The following is a 15231-nucleotide window of genomic DNA, read 5'->3' as shown; positions in this document are numbered from 1 at the left end:
TTTATCTGAACTTAGGAAAGGATTCCCCCTAGCGGCCATCAGACTTATCCCTATCGCTGGGGCCAATATCGCACTGTAAAGTCGCGAGATCCCACTTGATGGCTCTTTGATATCCTTTCACCGAGCCGACCAGTCCAGGCACACGGCGCACAATGACTTCTAAAAACAATTCTGCCAACGCAGTATCCGAACTGACGCTGACCCCGGGCAGCCAGAGCTTTTCAGATTCGAAGCCATTGTCCAGCTCGCGCCCGCAGGCGCCCCAGCAATACCTCTACTTCACCGAAACCAACACCGACCGCATCCTCGACAACCTCGACGGCCTGCGCGACTCAGTGTTCCCGCGCCCGCCGCACCTGGAAGACGAACTCGAGGGACGCCGCGAGCAGGAGTTCCCCTCGGTCTGCCTGATCGGCCTGGGCCGCTGCGGGTCGAACATCGCCTTGGATGTGGCGGAGCTGGTGTACAACGCCCGCAAGTTCTACCTCAACGAATTCAACAACGACGACAAGGCCTATGCCGACAAGGGCTACAGCCCCGCCCAGTGGATCCGCCACAACCTGCGCCTGGGCCAGAACAAGGCCAGCAAACCGGTGTTCCTGGTCGAGCCGCTGGTGATGCTGGGCGACCTGGACAAGGACATCGCCGGGCGCATCCGCTTCTCGCGCAAGGGCGAGAAAAGCGGCTTCATCCGCGACTACAGCAAGATGAAGATCATGGACCTCTCGGAAGTCCACGCCGGTGGCGCCGGTAACGCGCCGATCCTTGGCCAGTACCTGGCCAAGATCATCCTCAACAAGGACACCCAGCGTTTCTCCAGCCCCGACTGGAAAATGATCCACTCGTACCTGATCGACTCCTGCGGCATCAAGGCCAACCAGTCGCGCCTGTACTTCTCGATCTTCAGCGCCGGCGGCGGTACCGGTTCGGGCATGGCCTCGGAGTTCGGCCTGGCCCAGCAGTATTCGTACATGAACAAGACGTTCGACACCAAGCCGATCGACGAGCACGACAGCAAGAGCGGCCACTCCTTCGTCTTCGAGCCGATCTTCACCAGCGGTATTTGCGTACTGCCGAATATCTCCGACCACCGTAGCGAAATGTCCGAAGCGTTGCACATCAACGCCGGACGCCTGCTGTGCAAATACCTGTCGGAAGAATGGGACTTCTCCTACAACTTCGATAACGAAGACAGCAGCGAAGCCAGCGTCATGGGGCGCATCCGCCCATGGAACGCGATGATGCTGATTTCCAACGACATCATGCGTTATGCCGAAGAAAGCGATGACGGCAACATCCAGAACATCGACGTCAACGCCATGGAGAAGCACGCCAACCAGTACATCTCCCAGCAGATCTTCAACATCCTCACCGCCCAGGCGGTGACCACCGACTACGACCAGAACTATTTCCGCCGCGCCGGCATCGACATCGGCGAGACCATCCGCCTGGATGCCAACGACCTGTTCATGAGCCTGGCCGGCCCGGTGGCGATCGCCTATGCCGAGTCCGTGGTCCCGGAAACCCCGGTGCCGACTGGCGACAAGTTCAAGGTGTTCGAGAAAGAGCCGCAGCGCCTGAACATCGACGACCTGTTCTTCCGCTCCATCGACCTGCCGCACTTCAACAAGGTGACCCAGGCCATCGAGGGCATCAGCCTGCTGCCGATCGAGTCCAAGCGCTATCGCGCGGCGCTGGAGCAATACAAGGCTTCCGGTTACGACGCGGCCGCCCTGCACGACCTGCACTTCTTCAAGAACTGCTCGTCGGTGGTGTCGATCGTCTCCCTGCCGAAGGACTACAAGCTGTCTTACATGGACCTGAACCGGCTCAAGACCCACCTCAACAGCCTGTTCCCCAACACCACCCTCAAGCGTTACGCCCTGGTGATCGGCGCTTCGGCCAACCTCTCGCTGACCACCCTGATCGCCAAGAGCCCGTGCCTGTCGGACGACTTCCTGACCCTGATCGTGGCCTTTATCAAGCGTTGCTTCGCCCGCAACCCGTACCGCTTCGACGAGACCCTGGACAACTCGATCCTCGATTTCATTGTCAGCGAAGCGTTCGATGAAAGCCGCATCGACGAGCTGCTCAACGAGTTCGAGAACCCGGCGAAGATCCTCGATACCAACTGGTATGCGATCAAGCCTATGTACGAGAAGAAGTACCGCGAGCTGATCAACGACAAGGACAAGTTCGTCTCGATCAACGACATCCGCCTGTCCCGCGATTGCGTAAAGAAAGCCATCAAGTACCTGCGCGAGATCTATCGTCACCGCATCGGCAAGACCAAGGTCATCTCGCTGAACAACCACACGGGCAGGACCGCTTACTGACCGCCTGTCGCCCCTGCAGGTGCCGCCGGTCGATGCTTTCACCAGCGTCCGACCGACGGTTTCTGCAAGGCGATATATAGAAGGAAGGTAGTCTCCAGAAACAATCAGGCAGCCCTCGGGCTGCCTTGCAAACTGTTCCCATTCCGCTTACGTCACCGTCAGCCTGAAACGGGTGGGGCCTTTCTCCACGGGCAACTTGCCATCATCGTGATCGCGGTTACTCGGCTACACACTTTTAGTCGGAAAAACCAGGCACTATTTTGGTGCTCAACCTTCGACCTGCGCCCTTTCCTGGACCAGAATCCACGGCGAAACCACCACCGCCCACAGCAGCGGATCACGCTCCACCAGATCCAGCGCCCGCGTCGCAGACACCTTGCCAACCTTCTCCGCGGCCAGCCAAGCAGAGACTTTCTCGGCCTGGTTCTCGGCCATTGCCTCGGCTGCCTCGATCAAATCCAGACTGGCGTCGACCCACAATAGGGCACCCTTGGCGAAGAACGGCTCCAGCTCCTTCCAGGTAATAGATGCGGTTTCACCAAGCAGCTTGGCATAGAGGGTGCTAGGTTCTTGAGTCATGGGCCTGTCCCGAAAAGAAATCGGCGCAATGATAACGTCGGTGCTCTGGCAGACAAACCCGGTTGCAATTGCGTCAACGATAGAGAAGTGCAGGAGAGCCAAGGATTGCTCGCTGGATACGGTCAAAACCCCGCCGCGATTCTGTCTTTTTCTTTCAATAAAGCGACACCCCCTGATTTTGCCCCCTGGCGCCAGCTTCCCAGGCTAACAATCGGCGCTCTACACTGTACCGGTACAGTTGCCGGGGGCATTTTCCGGGGATATCCAAGAGATATCTGACCCGGTTCTGCTGCTACGGCGCCAGGACTATAAAAATTACAACAGTAAGAGTGGAGCACTATGAATAAGGCTACTAAGCAGATTTCCAAACTGTTTGCCGCTATGGTTCTGGCCGGAGTCGCCAGCCATTCGTTCGCAGCTGACACCATCAAGATCGGCATCGCCGGCCCCAAGACCGGCCCTGTAGCCCAGTACGGCGACATGCAGTTCAGTGGCGCCAAAATGGCCATCGAACACATCAACGCCAAGGGCGGCGTCGATGGCAAGCAGCTCCAGGCCGTCGAATACGATGATGCCTGCGATCCGAAACAAGCCGTCGCCGTAGCCAACAAAGTCGTCAACGACGGCGTCAAGTTCGTGATCGGCCACCTGTGCTCCAGCTCCACTCAACCGGCTTCGGACATCTACGAAGACGAAGGCGTGGTCATGATCACCCCCGCCGCCACCAGCCCGGACATCACCACCCGTGGTTACAAGATGGTGTTCCGCACCATCGGCCTGGACAGCGCCCAGGGCCCTGCCGCCGGCAACTACATCGCCGACCACGTGAAACCGAAAATCGTTGCCGTGCTGCACGACAAGCAGCAATACGGTGAAGGCATCGCCACCGCCGTTAAACAGACCCTCGAGAAGAAAGGCACCAAGGTTGCCGTGTTCGAAGGCATCAACGCCGGCGACAAGGACTTCTCCTCGATGATCGCCAAGCTCAAGCAAGCCAACGTCGACTTCGTCTACTACGGCGGCTACCACCCGGAGCTGGGCCTGATCCTGCGCCAGGCCCAGGAAAAAGGCCTGAAGGCCAAGTTCATGGGTCCGGAAGGCGTGGGTAACGACTCCATTTCGCAGATCGCCAAGGACGCTTCCGAAGGCCTGCTGGTGACCCTGCCGAAATCCTTCGACCAGGATCCGGCCAACGTGGCCCTGGCGGATGCGTTCAAGGCCAAGAAAGAAGATCCGAGCGGTCCGTTCGTGTTCCCTTCCTACTCCGCGGTTGAAGTCATTGCCGGCGGTATCACCGCAGCCAAGAGCGAAGACCCGACCAAAGTGGCCGAAGCCATCCACGCCGGTACTTTCAAGACGCCGACCGGCGACCTGAGCTTCGACGCCAAGGGCGACCTGAAAGACTTCAAGTTCGTGGTCTACGAGTGGCACTTCGGCAAACCTAAAACCGAAGTCTCGCCTCAATAAGGCCCTGTCTTACTGACTGCCAATAAAGCCCACGGCGTGCCGTGGGCTTTGTTTTACGAACGTATTGGGCCTGTTTTCCGTGATCCGGAAGCCCGCCCACCTGAAAATCTCAAAACCGTCATCAGCGGTTCGCTGGCAAAACCTGACCCGAAGTGGATGCAGATCCACGGGGCGCAGGCGGGAAAATGACTCCACCAGTGAAATGCGTATCAGGTTTTTAGGAGCGCTGTAATGCCTGACCTCTATCACTTTTTCCAACAGCTGGTTAACGGTCTCACCGTTGGCAGCACGTATGCCCTGATCGCCATCGGCTATACGATGGTTTACGGCATCATTGGAATGATCAACTTCGCCCACGGCGAGGTGTACATGATTGGTTCCTATGTGGCGTTCATCGCCATCGCGGGCCTGACCATGATGGGACTCGACAGTGTCCCGCTCTTGATGACCGCGGCCTTTATCGCGACCATCGTCGTTACCAGTGCCTACGGCTACAGCATCGAACGGATCGCCTACCGCCCCCTGCGCGGCAGCAACCGTCTGATCCCGCTGATCTCGGCCATCGGCATGTCGATCTTCCTGCAGAACACGGTTCTGCTGGCGCAGGACTCCAAGGACAAATCCATCCCCAACCTGATCCCGGGCAACTTCTCCATCGGGCCAGGTGGCGCACATGAAGTGCTGATCTCCTACATGCAAATCGTGGTGTTCGTGGTGACCCTCATCGCCATGCTCGGCCTGACCCTGTTCATCTCCCGTTCCCGCCTGGGCCGCGCCTGCCGTGCCTGCGCCGAGGACATCAAGATGGCCAACCTGCTGGGTATCAACACCAACAACATCATCGCCCTGACCTTCGTGATCGGCGCCGCGCTGGCGGCGATCGCGGCCGTGCTGCTGAGCATGCAATACGGCGTGATCAACCCCAACGCCGGCTTCCTGGTCGGTCTCAAGGCATTCACCGCCGCGGTACTGGGCGGCATCGGCAGCATTCCGGGCGCCATGCTGGGCGGCCTGGTGCTTGGGGTGGCGGAAGCCTTCGGTGCCGATATCTTCGGCGACCAGTACAAGGACGTCGTGGCGTTCGGCCTGCTGGTTCTGGTGTTGTTGTTCCGGCCAACCGGCCTGCTGGGCCGTCCGGAGGTTGAGAAAGTATGACTAGGAATCTTCGACAGGCGTTCTTCAGCGCCTTGCTGGTGTGGGCCGTCGCCTACCCGATACTCGGTTTGAAACTGACCATCGTCGGCATCAACCTGGAAGTCCATGGCACCAGCCCTACCACGCTGATGATCATCGCCGCGTGTTCGGTGCTGATGTTCCTGCGGGTGCTGTTCGACCAGCAGATCAGCGCGGCCTGGAAGTCCTCGCCCAGCATGCCGGTGATCCCGGCCAAGGCCAGTAACTTCCTGACCCTGCCGACCACCCAGCGCTGGATCATCATTGCGCTGATCATCGGTGCGCTGGTCTGGCCGTTCTTTGGTTCCCGCGGCGCGGTGGACATCGCCACCCTGGTGCTGATCTACGTGATGCTCGGCCTGGGCCTGAACATCGTGGTCGGCCTGGCCGGCCTGCTGGACCTGGGTTACGTCGGCTTCTACGCCGTGGGCGCCTACAGCTACGCGCTGCTGTCGCACTACTACGGGTTGAGCTTCTGGATCTGCCTGCCTATCGCCGGCCTGATGGCGGCCACCTTCGGCTTCCTGCTGGGCTTCCCGGTACTGCGCCTGCGCGGTGACTACCTGGCGATCGTGACCCTGGGCTTCGGTGAAATCATCCGCTTGTTCCTGCGTAACCTGACCGACCTCACCGGTGGTCCGAACGGTATCAGCAACATCGATAAACCGACGTTCTTCGGCCTGTCCTTCGAACGCCGGGCCGCCGAGGGCCTGCAGACCTTCCACGAGTACTTCGGCATCGAATACAACTCGATCAACAAGGTGATCTTCCTTTACCTGGTCGCGTTGTTGCTGGCGTTGTTCGCCCTGTTCGTCATCAACCGCCTGCTGCGCATGCCCCTGGGGCGTGCCTGGGAAGCCCTGCGTGAAGACGAAATCGCCTGCCGCGCCCTGGGCCTGAACCCGACCGTGATCAAACTGTCGGCCTTCACCCTGGGTGCCTGCTTCGCCGGTTTCGCCGGCAGCTTCTTCGCCGCGCGCCAGGGCCTGGTGACGCCGGAGTCCTTCACCTTCATCGAGTCCGCGACCATCCTCGCCATCGTGGTATTGGGCGGAATGGGCTCGCAGTTGGGCGTGGTCCTCGCGGCCACCGTGATGATCCTGCTGCCTGAACTGATGCGTGAATTCAGCGAATACCGCATGTTGATGTTCGGCGCCATGATGGTGCTGATGATGATCTGGCGTCCTCAAGGCCTGCTGCCCATGCAACGTCCTCACATGGAGCTGCGCAAATGAGCCGTGAGATCCTGAAAGTAACGGGCCTGAGCATGCGCTTTGGCGGCCTGCTGGCGGTCAACGGCGTGGCCCTGACCGTCAAAGAAAAACAAGTGGTGTCGATGATCGGCCCGAACGGCGCCGGCAAGACCACGGTGTTCAACTGCCTGACCGGTTTCTACCAGCCCACCGCCGGCAGCATCCTGCTCGACGGCGAGCCGATCCAGGGCCTGCCCGGCCACAAGATCGCCCTCAAGGGTGTGGTACGCACCTTCCAGAACGTGCGGCTGTTCAAGGACATGACCGCGGTCGAGAACCTGTTGATCGCCCAGCACCGTCACCTGAACACCAACTTCCTGGCCGGCCTGTTCAAGACCCCGGGGTTCCGCAAGAGCGAGCGCGAGGCCATGGAATACGCCGAGTACTGGCTGGAAAAGGTCAACCTCAAGGAGTTCGCCAACCGTCCCGCCGGCACCCTGGCCTACGGTCAGCAACGGCGCCTGGAAATCGCCCGCTGCATGATGACCCGTCCGCGGATCCTCATGCTCGACGAACCGGCCGCCGGCCTCAACCCGCGGGAAACCGAGGACCTCAAGGCGCTGATCGGCGTGCTGCGCGAAGAGCACAACGCCACGGTGCTGCTGATCGAACACGACATGAAGCTGGTCATGAGCATTTCCGACCACATCGTCGTGATCAACCAGGGCACGCCCCTGGCCGACGGCACGCCGGAACAGATCCGCGACAATCCCGAAGTGATCAAAGCCTACCTGGGGGAAGCGTAAATGCTGCAGTTCGAAAACGTTTCCACCTTCTACGGCAAGATCCAGGCGCTGCACAGCGTCAACGTCGAGATCCGCCAGGGCGAGATCGTCACCTTGATCGGCGCCAACGGCGCCGGCAAATCCACCCTGCTGATGACCCTCTGCGGTTCGCCGCAGGCCCACAGCGGCAGCATCCGTTACCTGGGTGAAGAGCTGGTGGGGCAGACCTCCGCGCAGATCATGCGCAAGAGCATTGCCGTGGTGCCGGAAGGTCGCCGGGTATTCGCCCGCCTGACCGTGGAGGAGAACCTCGCCATGGGCGGGTTCTTCACCGACAAGGGCGATTACCAGGAGCAGATGGACAAGGTCCTGGGCCTGTTTCCGCGCCTCAAGGAACGCTTCAACCAGCGCGGCGGCACCATGTCCGGCGGCGAACAGCAGATGCTCGCCATCGGCCGCGCGCTGATGAGCAAGCCCAAGCTGTTGCTGCTCGACGAACCGTCCCTGGGCCTGGCGCCGATCATCATCCAGCAGATCTTCGACATCATCGAACAGCTGCGCCGTGACGGCGTGACGGTGTTCCTGGTGGAGCAGAACGCCAACCAGGCGCTGAAGATCGCCGACCGTGCCTATGTACTGGAAAACGGTCGGGTGGTGATGCAAGGCACCGGCGAAGCCCTGCTGACCGACCCCAAGGTGCGCGAAGCCTATCTGGGCGGCTGAGCATCCGCAGCAACAAAGAACGGCCCTTCGGGGCCGTTCTTTTTGCCTGGAAATCTCCCCTCCTGGATTTTTTCCACCTGGGCTGTAACAAACCCCATTGACCTTTCTCTAGAGGGATAAGCAGGCACACATGCCTGCCTTCCCCACTACCTTTTCTGGAGAAACACCATGACCGCTACCACTCGCACCCTGTCCGCCGCCGCCCTGGCCCTGGCCCTCGGTTCTGCCTTGAGCATGGCCGCGCTGCCGACCACCGCCCAGGCCGCCGACGACATGGAGAAATGCTTTGGCGTCGCCATGAAAGGCAAGAACGATTGCGCGGCAGGCGCGGGCACCACCTGTGCCGGCACCGCCAAAGTCGACCACCAGGCCAACGCCTGGAAACTGGTTCCTAAAGGCACCTGCGAGAAAACCGCCAGCAGCACCTCGCCTACCGGTTTCGGCCAGCTCCAGGCCTACAAAGCCAAGTCGTAATCCACCGTCTGCCTGAGTGTCGATGATGAACATGGCCGTACCACTCCCCCTCCATCCCGCCACTCAGGCGCCCCTCTCCAGCTTGCCGCAACGCGCCGGGCTGGGGCTCAAGACCGAACACTTTCGCCAGGTCCTGAGGGAACAGCCCGATATCGGTTTTTTTGAAGTCCATGCGGAAAACTACATGGTCGCCGGCGGGCCGTTCCATCACTACCTGGGGCTGATCCGCGAGCAGTACCCGCTGTCGCTGCACGGCGTCGGCCTGTCGATCGGCGCCGAAGGTCCGCTGGACCAACAGCACCTCAAACGCCTGGCGGTGCTGATCGAGCGTTATCAACCCCAGTCCTTTTCCGAACACCTGGCCTGGTCCAGCCATGGCCCGGTGTTTCTCAATGACCTGCTGCCCCTGGCCTATGACCGCCCGACCCTGGACCGCGTCTGCGAACACATCGACCAGGTACAGAGCACATTGCGCCGCCCCATGCTGCTGGAGAACCCGGCGACCTACCTGGAGTTTCGCCAGTCGAGCATGGACGAGGCCGAGTTCATCCGCGAAGTGATAGGCCGCACCGGCTGCGGCCTGTTGCTGGACGTGAACAATGTCTACGTGTCGTGCATCAACCACCGGCGCGATCCGCTGGCCTACATCGATGCCCTGCCGTTGCACGCGGTGGGCGAGATCCACCTGGCCGGCTTTGCCGAAGACAGCGACAGCCTGGGCGAGCGCTTGCTGATCGACGATCACGGCGCGCCGATCGATAACGCCGTGTGGGCGCTGTACTTGCGGCTGCTGGAGCGGATCGGGCCGACCGCGACCCTGATCGAGCGCGACAACCAGGTGCCGGCGTTCTCCGTGCTGCATACCGAGGTGCGCCAGGCGGATGAGCTGCTGCAATGCGCCAGGAGGCTGGCATGAACACACAAGCCAGCTTCGCCAGCGCCCTGCTCGATCCCGAGCAACCCTGCCCGGCGGGCCTGTACTGCGGCAACGGCGCCGACCCGGCCAGCCGCTTCGCGGTGTACCGCAACAATGTGCAGAGCTCGTTGATCGGCGCCCTGGCCGATGCCTACCCGGTGGTGGCGCAACTGGTGGGCGATGAGTTCTTCCGGGCCATGGCCGCGCTCTACGTCAGGCGCTTCCCGCCCACCAGCGCCGTGCTCAGCGACTATAGCCATGACTTCGCCGATTTCATCGGCGGCTTCCCTCCCGCCGCCGGCCTGCCTTACCTGGCCGATGTCGCGCGCCTGGAACGCCTGCGGGTCACCGCCTATCACGCCGCCGACGCCTGCCCGGTTCAACCGCAGCAGATCGCCGCGGCCATGGCCGAGCCTGCAACCCTGGGGCAATTGCGCCTGGAGCTGCACCCTTCGCTCGGCCTGCTGGAATCGGCGCACCCGGTGGTCGCCTTATGGGCCGCCCACCAGGGCGATGGCGACTGGCAGGCGATCGACCTGCAGCAAGGGCAAAACGCCCTGGTACTGCGTCACGACCTGGAGGTCGAGGTGTTCGCCATCGACGCCGGGGGCGCCCGCTTCATCCACGCCCTGCGCCACTCACAGCCGCTGCAGGTTGCCGTGGCCAATGCCTTGGCGGCCGATCCGGCATTCGAGCCGAGCCAGGCCCTGGCGCTGTTGATCGGCCGCGGCGCCATCACTCGCCTGTCCCACCATTCCGAGGTTTGAACATGGACACCCACTGCACCAAGCACCACCCGCTCAGCCACGGGGTGAACCGACTCATCCAACTGCTGGAGCGTATTCCCCACAGCCTGATCGCCTTTATCGCACGCTTCTCCATTGCCGCGGTGTTCTGGAAATCCGGCCAGACCAAGGTCGAGGGCCTGGCCATCGATCTGTTCTCCGGGACGTTCGAGCTCGGCATGCCGCGCCTGGCCGACTCGACCATTCCCTTGTTCCAGAGCGAGTACCGGGTACCGCTGCTTTCCCCCGAACTGGCCGCGCACCTGGCGGCATTCGCCGAGCATCTGTTCCCGCTGCTGCTCCTGGTCGGTTTCGCCACGCGCTTCTCGGCCCTGGCGCTGCTGGGCATGACCCTGACCATCCAGCTGTTCGTCTACCCTGACGCCTACCCGACCCACGGCACCTGGGCGGCGGTCCTGCTGTACCTGATGGCCCGCGGCCCCGGCAAGCTCTCCATCGACCACCTGATCGCCCGCCGCTACCAGCGGCCTTGATCCCCAGCCTCTGTAGGAGCGCAGCTTGCGCGCGATGGCCACGCCGCGGATTGTCTGAAAAACCGCGTTAACGTCATCGCGAGCAAGCTTCGCTCCTACAGAAGCAGTGTGGCGGGGAGATTGACGGTTACAGGCGATCCAGCGCTTCGCCGCTGCGCTTGAACCAGCCGATCAGGTAATCGGCCAGGACCTGGGTGCGCCTGGGCAGCCCGCCCTGATACGGGTGCACCAGGTACATCGGCATGCTGCGGGTCTGGTAGTCGCGCAGCAGCCCGCGCAAACGCCCGTCGGCCAGTTCCGCCTGTAGCAGGTAGGACGGCAGCCGGGCGATCCCCGCCCCCACCAACGCAGCCTTTTTCAGCAGGTTGTAGTGATTGCTGGCGAAAGGCCCCGACACCCGCACCCGCAACAGTTCGTGCTGCTGGTGATAGAGCCACTCCTCACGACCGCTGTAATGGCTGTTGAGCAGGCAGCGATGCTCGGCCAGGTCCCTGGGCGCCAGCGGCTCGCCATACTGTTCCAGGTAGGCCGGGCTGGCGCAGGTCATCTCGTGCCAGGCCAGCAGCGGCCTGGCCACCAGCCGCTGGTCGCTGGCCACCTCCGAGCGGATCGCCAGGTCGAAGCCGTCCCGGGTCAGGTCGCGGTAGTGGTTGTTCAGCTCCAGCTCGATCTGCACCTCGGGATACTGCCGGGAGAACTCCAGCAACAGGCCCTCGAAAAAGGTCTCCCCCAGGGACACCGGCACCGTCAGCCGCACCGGCCCGGCCATGTCGTCCTTGAGCCGCGCCAGCGCCTGGCGCGCCCGCTCGACCTGGACCAGCAGCGCCTGGGCCTGGGGCAACAAGGCGGCGCCCGCCGCGGTCAGGCTCAAGCGCCGCGTGGTGCGCTGCAACAGCACGACCGAGAACTGTGCCTCCAGGGCACTGATGCGCTTGGACAATTGCCCCTTGCTGCAACCCAATTGCTGGGCGGCCAGGGTGAAACTACCGGCCTCGATCAGCACGGCGAACGCCGCCAGGTCATCCATCTCGCTCATGGATTGTTTCCATTTGAAAACCAAAGGTTGCCTATTAGTGCGCTAATCAACAGGAAAAACCAGCACTAGACTGCAACCTCGTTCAACCCACCCGAGGAACAGCCCCATGAAAATTCTTCTGATCGGCGCCAACGGCATCATAGGTTCAGCGGTCGACAAAGAGCTGTCGCAGCGTCATGAAATCATCCGCATCGGCCGCACCAGCGGTGACTTCCAGGTGGACATCAGCGACAGCGCCTCGATCCGCGCGCTCTTCGAGCAAACCGGCACATTCGACGCGCTGATCTGCGCCGCGGGCAATGTCACCTTCGCCCCGCTGGATGAGATGAGCGAACAGCACTTCGCCCTGGGCCTGCAAGACAAGCTGATGGGCCAGGTCAACCTGCTGCTGATCGGTCGCGAGTTCGCCAACGACGGCGCGTCGTTCACCTTCACCTCCGGCATCCTCAACCGCGACCCGATCCGCAGCGGCGCCTCGGCGGCCCTGGTCAACGGCGCCATCGACGGTTTCGTCCGCGCCACCGCCATCGAGTTGCCACGCGGCCTGCGGGTGAACTCGGTAAGCCCGACCGTGCTGGAAGAAGCCATGGACAGCTACGCCCCGTACTTCCGTGGCTACAAGCCGGTCCCCGGCGCCGACGTGGCGCTGGCCTACGCCAAGAGCGTGGAAGGCCTGCAGACCGGCCAGACCTTTATCGTCGGCTGACCCACCTGCCGGCGCAGGAGCGAAGCTTGCTCGCGATAGCGCTGCACCCGGCACACCGCAGTGCCTTCCTACATAGACGTAAATGGATCCAGGGTTGTGATGAACGGTCAGGCTGCGTAACGTGGCGGCACTTGATTGGAGACCCGACGATGCGTGCCGCCCGTTCCCTTGTTTGTATTGCCCTGCTCCCCCTGTTTGCCGGTTGCCAGATGCTGTCGGTGTTCGATGGCCAGCCCCGGACGCAGTCCCAGGCCGGCCAGACCCGCATGCAGGGCACGCTGACCGCCGCCGACGGCCAGTTGCTGTTCAAGCCTTGCGTCGGCGAGCAGCGTTATGTGGTCAAGGACAACGGCGGCACCAGCATCCTCCAGGAAGCCGCCAGCCTGGCCGACCAGCAGGGCACGCTGTTCGCCGACCTGCGCGGGCATTTCTCCCCGAGCAAGGCCGGCGGCGCCGACAGTGAAGTGGCGCTGAGCCAGCTGTATCGCGTCGAGCGCTCGAACGATGCCTGCGGCGATCCCGACTTCCCGCGCCTGATCCTGCGGGCCAGCGGCAAGGCCCCGGACTGGAACGTCGACGTCAGCGCCAAGGGCATGCGCATCGAACGCGCCGGCCAGCCGGCACTGGCGCTGCCTTACCTGGAAGAGCAACTGGGCGACGGCCGTTTCAACCTCAGCAGCGAAGCCAACAACCGCCATGTCGAACTCTGGGTCGCGCCGCAGCGCTGCGTGGACAGCAAGACCGGCAGCGTGCAGCACCTGACGGCGGAACTGCGGGTCGATGGCCTGGTCCAGCGCGGTTGTGCCTATTTCGGCGGCTCGCGTAGCGACTGAGGCGACGGGCAACCGTTTTAACCTCACGGGGTCCGGGCTTTGCGGCTTATAATCGCCGGTTTGTAAAACCGCCCTGACGCATTGGTGCGTCCCGCGAACCGGACCCTGTCATGTTACGAATCACCGAACTCAAGCTGCCGATCGACCATCCCGATGAAGACCTGCGCCCTGCCATCCTGCAGCGCCTGGGCATCGCCAGCGAGGACCTGCTCGACTTCACCCTGTTCAAGCGCAGCTACGATGCGCGCAAGAAGTCGTCCGAGCTGTGCTTCATCTACACCCTCGATCTGAACGTGCGCGACGAGGCCAAGCTGCTGCACAAGTTCGCCGACGACCGTAACGTCAACCCGGCGCCGGATGTCAGCTACAAGGTCGTCGGCCAGGCGCCCGCCGACCTGGCGCAACGCCCGATCGTGGTCGGTTTCGGCCCCTGCGGGATTTTCGCCGGCCTGCTGCTGGCGCAGATGGGCTTCAAGCCGATCATCCTCGAGCGCGGCAAGGAAGTGCGCCAGCGCACCAAGGACACCTGGGGCCTGTGGCGCAAAAGCGTGCTCAACCCGGAATCCAACGTGCAGTTCGGCGAAGGCGGCGCGGGGACCTTCTCCGACGGCAAGCTGTACAGCCAGATCAAGGACCCGAAACACCACGGCCGCAAGGTCCTGCACGAGTTCGTCAAGGCCGGCGCGCCGGAAGAGATCCTCTACGTCAGCAAGCCGCACATCGGTACCTTCCGCCTGACCGGCGTGGTCGAGAACATGCGCCAGCAGATCATCGCCCTGGGCGGTGAAGTGCGCTTCGAGCAACGGGTCACCGACGTGCTGATCGAAGACGGCCAGCTGGTCGGCGTCGAGCTCAACAGCGGCGAACAGGTTCACTCGAAACACGTGATCCTGGCCCTCGGCCACAGCGCCCGCGACACCTTCCGCATGCTCCATGGCCGTGGCGTCTACATGGAAGCCAAGCCGTTCTCCGTGGGTTTCCGCATCGAACACCCGCAATCGCTGATCGACAGCGCGCGCCTGGGCAAGTACGCCGGTCACCCGAAACTCGGCGCCGCCGACTACAAGCTGGTGCACCACGCGAAGAACGGCCGTTCGGTCTACAGCTTCTGCATGTGCCCGGGCGGCACTGTGGTGGCGGCGACCTCCGAGCCGAACCGCGTGGTCACCAACGGCATGAGCCAGTACTCGCGTAACGAGCGCAACGCCAACTCCGGCATCGTGGTCGGCATTACCCCGGAAGTGGATTACCCGGGTGGCCCGCTGGCCGGCATCGAGCTGCAGGAACGCCTGGAGTCCCACGCCTTCGTCCTCGGCGGCAGCAACTACGAAGCCCCGGCGCAACTGGTCGGCGACTTTATCGCCGGCAAGCCGTCCACCGCCCTGGGCAGCGTCGAGCCGTCCTACAAGCCGGGCGTCGCCCTGGGTGACCTGGCCCTGGCCCTGCCGGACTTCGCCATCGAGGCGATCCGCGAAGCGCTGCCGGCCTTCGAGCGGCAGATCAAGGGCTACTCCCTGCACGATGCGGTACTGACCGGGATCGAGACTCGCACCTCGTCACCACTGCGCATTACCCGCGACGAATCGATGCAGAGCCTGAACGTGAAGGGCCTGTACCCGGCCGGCGAAGGCGCCGGTTATGCCGGGGGCATCCTGTCGGCCGGGGTCGACGGGATCCGCATCGCCGAAGCGGTGGCGCGCAACATCCTCGGCATCGAGGCGTAAAAAAAGG

The 15231-nt window shown here is 62.6% G+C and carries 15 protein-coding genes; 13 read left to right on the top strand and 2 right to left on the bottom strand.

Annotation, left to right across the window (positions count from 1 at the left end; genetic code table 11):
- Positions 1 to 152 precede the first annotated feature (152 nt).
- Entirely contained in the window at positions 153 to 2336 is a 2184-nt protein-coding gene (locus tag H0I86_RS06500; protein WP_180924432.1) for a hypothetical protein, read from the top strand.
- Positions 2337 to 2603: 267 nt separating this feature from the next.
- On the opposite strand, the gene H0I86_RS06495 is transcribed toward H0I86_RS06500, so the two are convergent.
- Positions 2604 to 2915, bottom strand: coding sequence for a DUF2288 domain-containing protein (locus H0I86_RS06495; RefSeq protein ID WP_180924431.1), 312 nt, complete (start codon positions 2913 to 2915; stop codon positions 2604 to 2606).
- 339 nt (positions 2916 to 3254) lie between these two features.
- Between H0I86_RS06495 and H0I86_RS06490 the strand changes: the two genes are divergently transcribed.
- The 9 genes from H0I86_RS06490 to H0I86_RS06450 all read left to right on the top strand — a co-directional run bounded on the left by H0I86_RS06490 (position 3255) and on the right by H0I86_RS06450 (position 10925).
- A complete protein-coding gene (locus H0I86_RS06490; protein ID WP_180924430.1) occupies positions 3255 to 4382 on the top strand; it encodes a branched-chain amino acid ABC transporter substrate-binding protein in 1128 nt (375 codons plus the stop codon).
- 231 nt (positions 4383 to 4613) lie between these two features.
- A complete protein-coding gene (livH, locus tag H0I86_RS06485) occupies positions 4614 to 5537 on the top strand; it encodes a high-affinity branched-chain amino acid ABC transporter permease LivH (RefSeq protein ID WP_007926616.1) in 924 nt (307 codons plus the stop codon).
- A complete protein-coding gene (locus tag H0I86_RS06480) occupies positions 5534 to 6790 on the top strand; it encodes a high-affinity branched-chain amino acid ABC transporter permease LivM (RefSeq protein ID WP_180924429.1) in 1257 nt (418 codons plus the stop codon). The genes livH and H0I86_RS06480 overlap by 4 nt, the downstream gene beginning before the upstream one ends.
- On the top strand, positions 6787 to 7554 hold the full coding sequence (gene livG, locus H0I86_RS06475) for a high-affinity branched-chain amino acid ABC transporter ATP-binding protein LivG (protein ID WP_009047385.1): 768 nt from the start codon (positions 6787 to 6789) through the stop codon (positions 7552 to 7554). The genes H0I86_RS06480 and livG overlap by 4 nt, the downstream gene beginning before the upstream one ends.
- Positions 7555 to 8256 carry an ABC transporter ATP-binding protein gene (locus H0I86_RS06470; protein ID WP_007926621.1) on the top strand — a complete coding sequence of 234 codons (702 nt, stop codon included), beginning with the start codon at positions 7555 to 7557 and terminating at the stop codon, positions 8254 to 8256.
- Positions 8257 to 8424: 168 nt separating this feature from the next.
- Positions 8425 to 8730, top strand: a complete 306-nt coding sequence (locus H0I86_RS06465) for a BufA1 family periplasmic bufferin-type metallophore (protein ID WP_009047384.1) — start codon at positions 8425 to 8427, stop codon at positions 8728 to 8730.
- 31 nt (positions 8731 to 8761) lie between these two features.
- Positions 8762 to 9646, top strand: a complete 885-nt coding sequence (gene bufB, locus H0I86_RS06460) for an MNIO family bufferin maturase (RefSeq protein WP_258019403.1) — start codon at positions 8762 to 8764, stop codon at positions 9644 to 9646.
- Positions 9643 to 10413 carry an HvfC/BufC N-terminal domain-containing protein gene (locus H0I86_RS06455; RefSeq protein ID WP_180924427.1) on the top strand — a complete coding sequence of 257 codons (771 nt, stop codon included), beginning with the start codon at positions 9643 to 9645 and terminating at the stop codon, positions 10411 to 10413. The genes bufB and H0I86_RS06455 overlap by 4 nt, the downstream gene beginning before the upstream one ends.
- 2 nt (positions 10414 to 10415) lie before the next feature.
- Positions 10416 to 10925, top strand: coding sequence for a DoxX family protein (locus H0I86_RS06450; RefSeq protein WP_096373238.1), 510 nt, complete (start codon positions 10416 to 10418; stop codon positions 10923 to 10925).
- A 127-nt stretch (positions 10926 to 11052) separates the two neighbouring features.
- Here the strand turns inward: H0I86_RS06450 and H0I86_RS06445 are convergent, their stop codons facing one another.
- Positions 11053 to 11961, bottom strand: coding sequence for a LysR family transcriptional regulator (locus H0I86_RS06445; protein WP_180924426.1), 909 nt, complete (start codon positions 11959 to 11961; stop codon positions 11053 to 11055).
- A 106-nt stretch (positions 11962 to 12067) separates the two neighbouring features.
- Here H0I86_RS06445 and H0I86_RS06440 point away from each other — a divergent pair, with 106 nt between their 5' ends.
- The 3 genes from H0I86_RS06440 (at position 12068) to H0I86_RS06430 (ending at position 15224) form a co-directional block, all read left to right on the top strand.
- Positions 12068 to 12667: a short chain dehydrogenase gene (locus H0I86_RS06440; protein WP_180924425.1), complete on the top strand. Its 600-nt coding sequence runs from the start codon at positions 12068 to 12070 to the stop codon at positions 12665 to 12667.
- A gap of 149 nt (positions 12668 to 12816) precedes the next feature.
- Positions 12817 to 13500: a COG3650 family protein gene (locus H0I86_RS06435; RefSeq protein ID WP_180924424.1), complete on the top strand. Its 684-nt coding sequence runs from the start codon at positions 12817 to 12819 to the stop codon at positions 13498 to 13500.
- A 110-nt stretch (positions 13501 to 13610) separates the two neighbouring features.
- Entirely contained in the window at positions 13611 to 15224 is a 1614-nt protein-coding gene (locus H0I86_RS06430) for an NAD(P)/FAD-dependent oxidoreductase (RefSeq protein ID WP_180924423.1), read from the top strand.
- The last annotated feature ends 7 nt before the right edge of the window (positions 15225 to 15231 follow it).

Origin of the sequence: Pseudomonas chlororaphis subsp. aurantiaca, assembly GCF_013466605.1 — a bacterium.
Classification (GTDB): domain Bacteria; phylum Pseudomonadota; class Gammaproteobacteria; order Pseudomonadales; family Pseudomonadaceae; genus Aquipseudomonas; species Aquipseudomonas chlororaphis_I.
The sequence above is the reverse complement of the archived record's forward strand: the minus strand, read 5'-3'. Positions and strand labels throughout refer to the sequence as shown.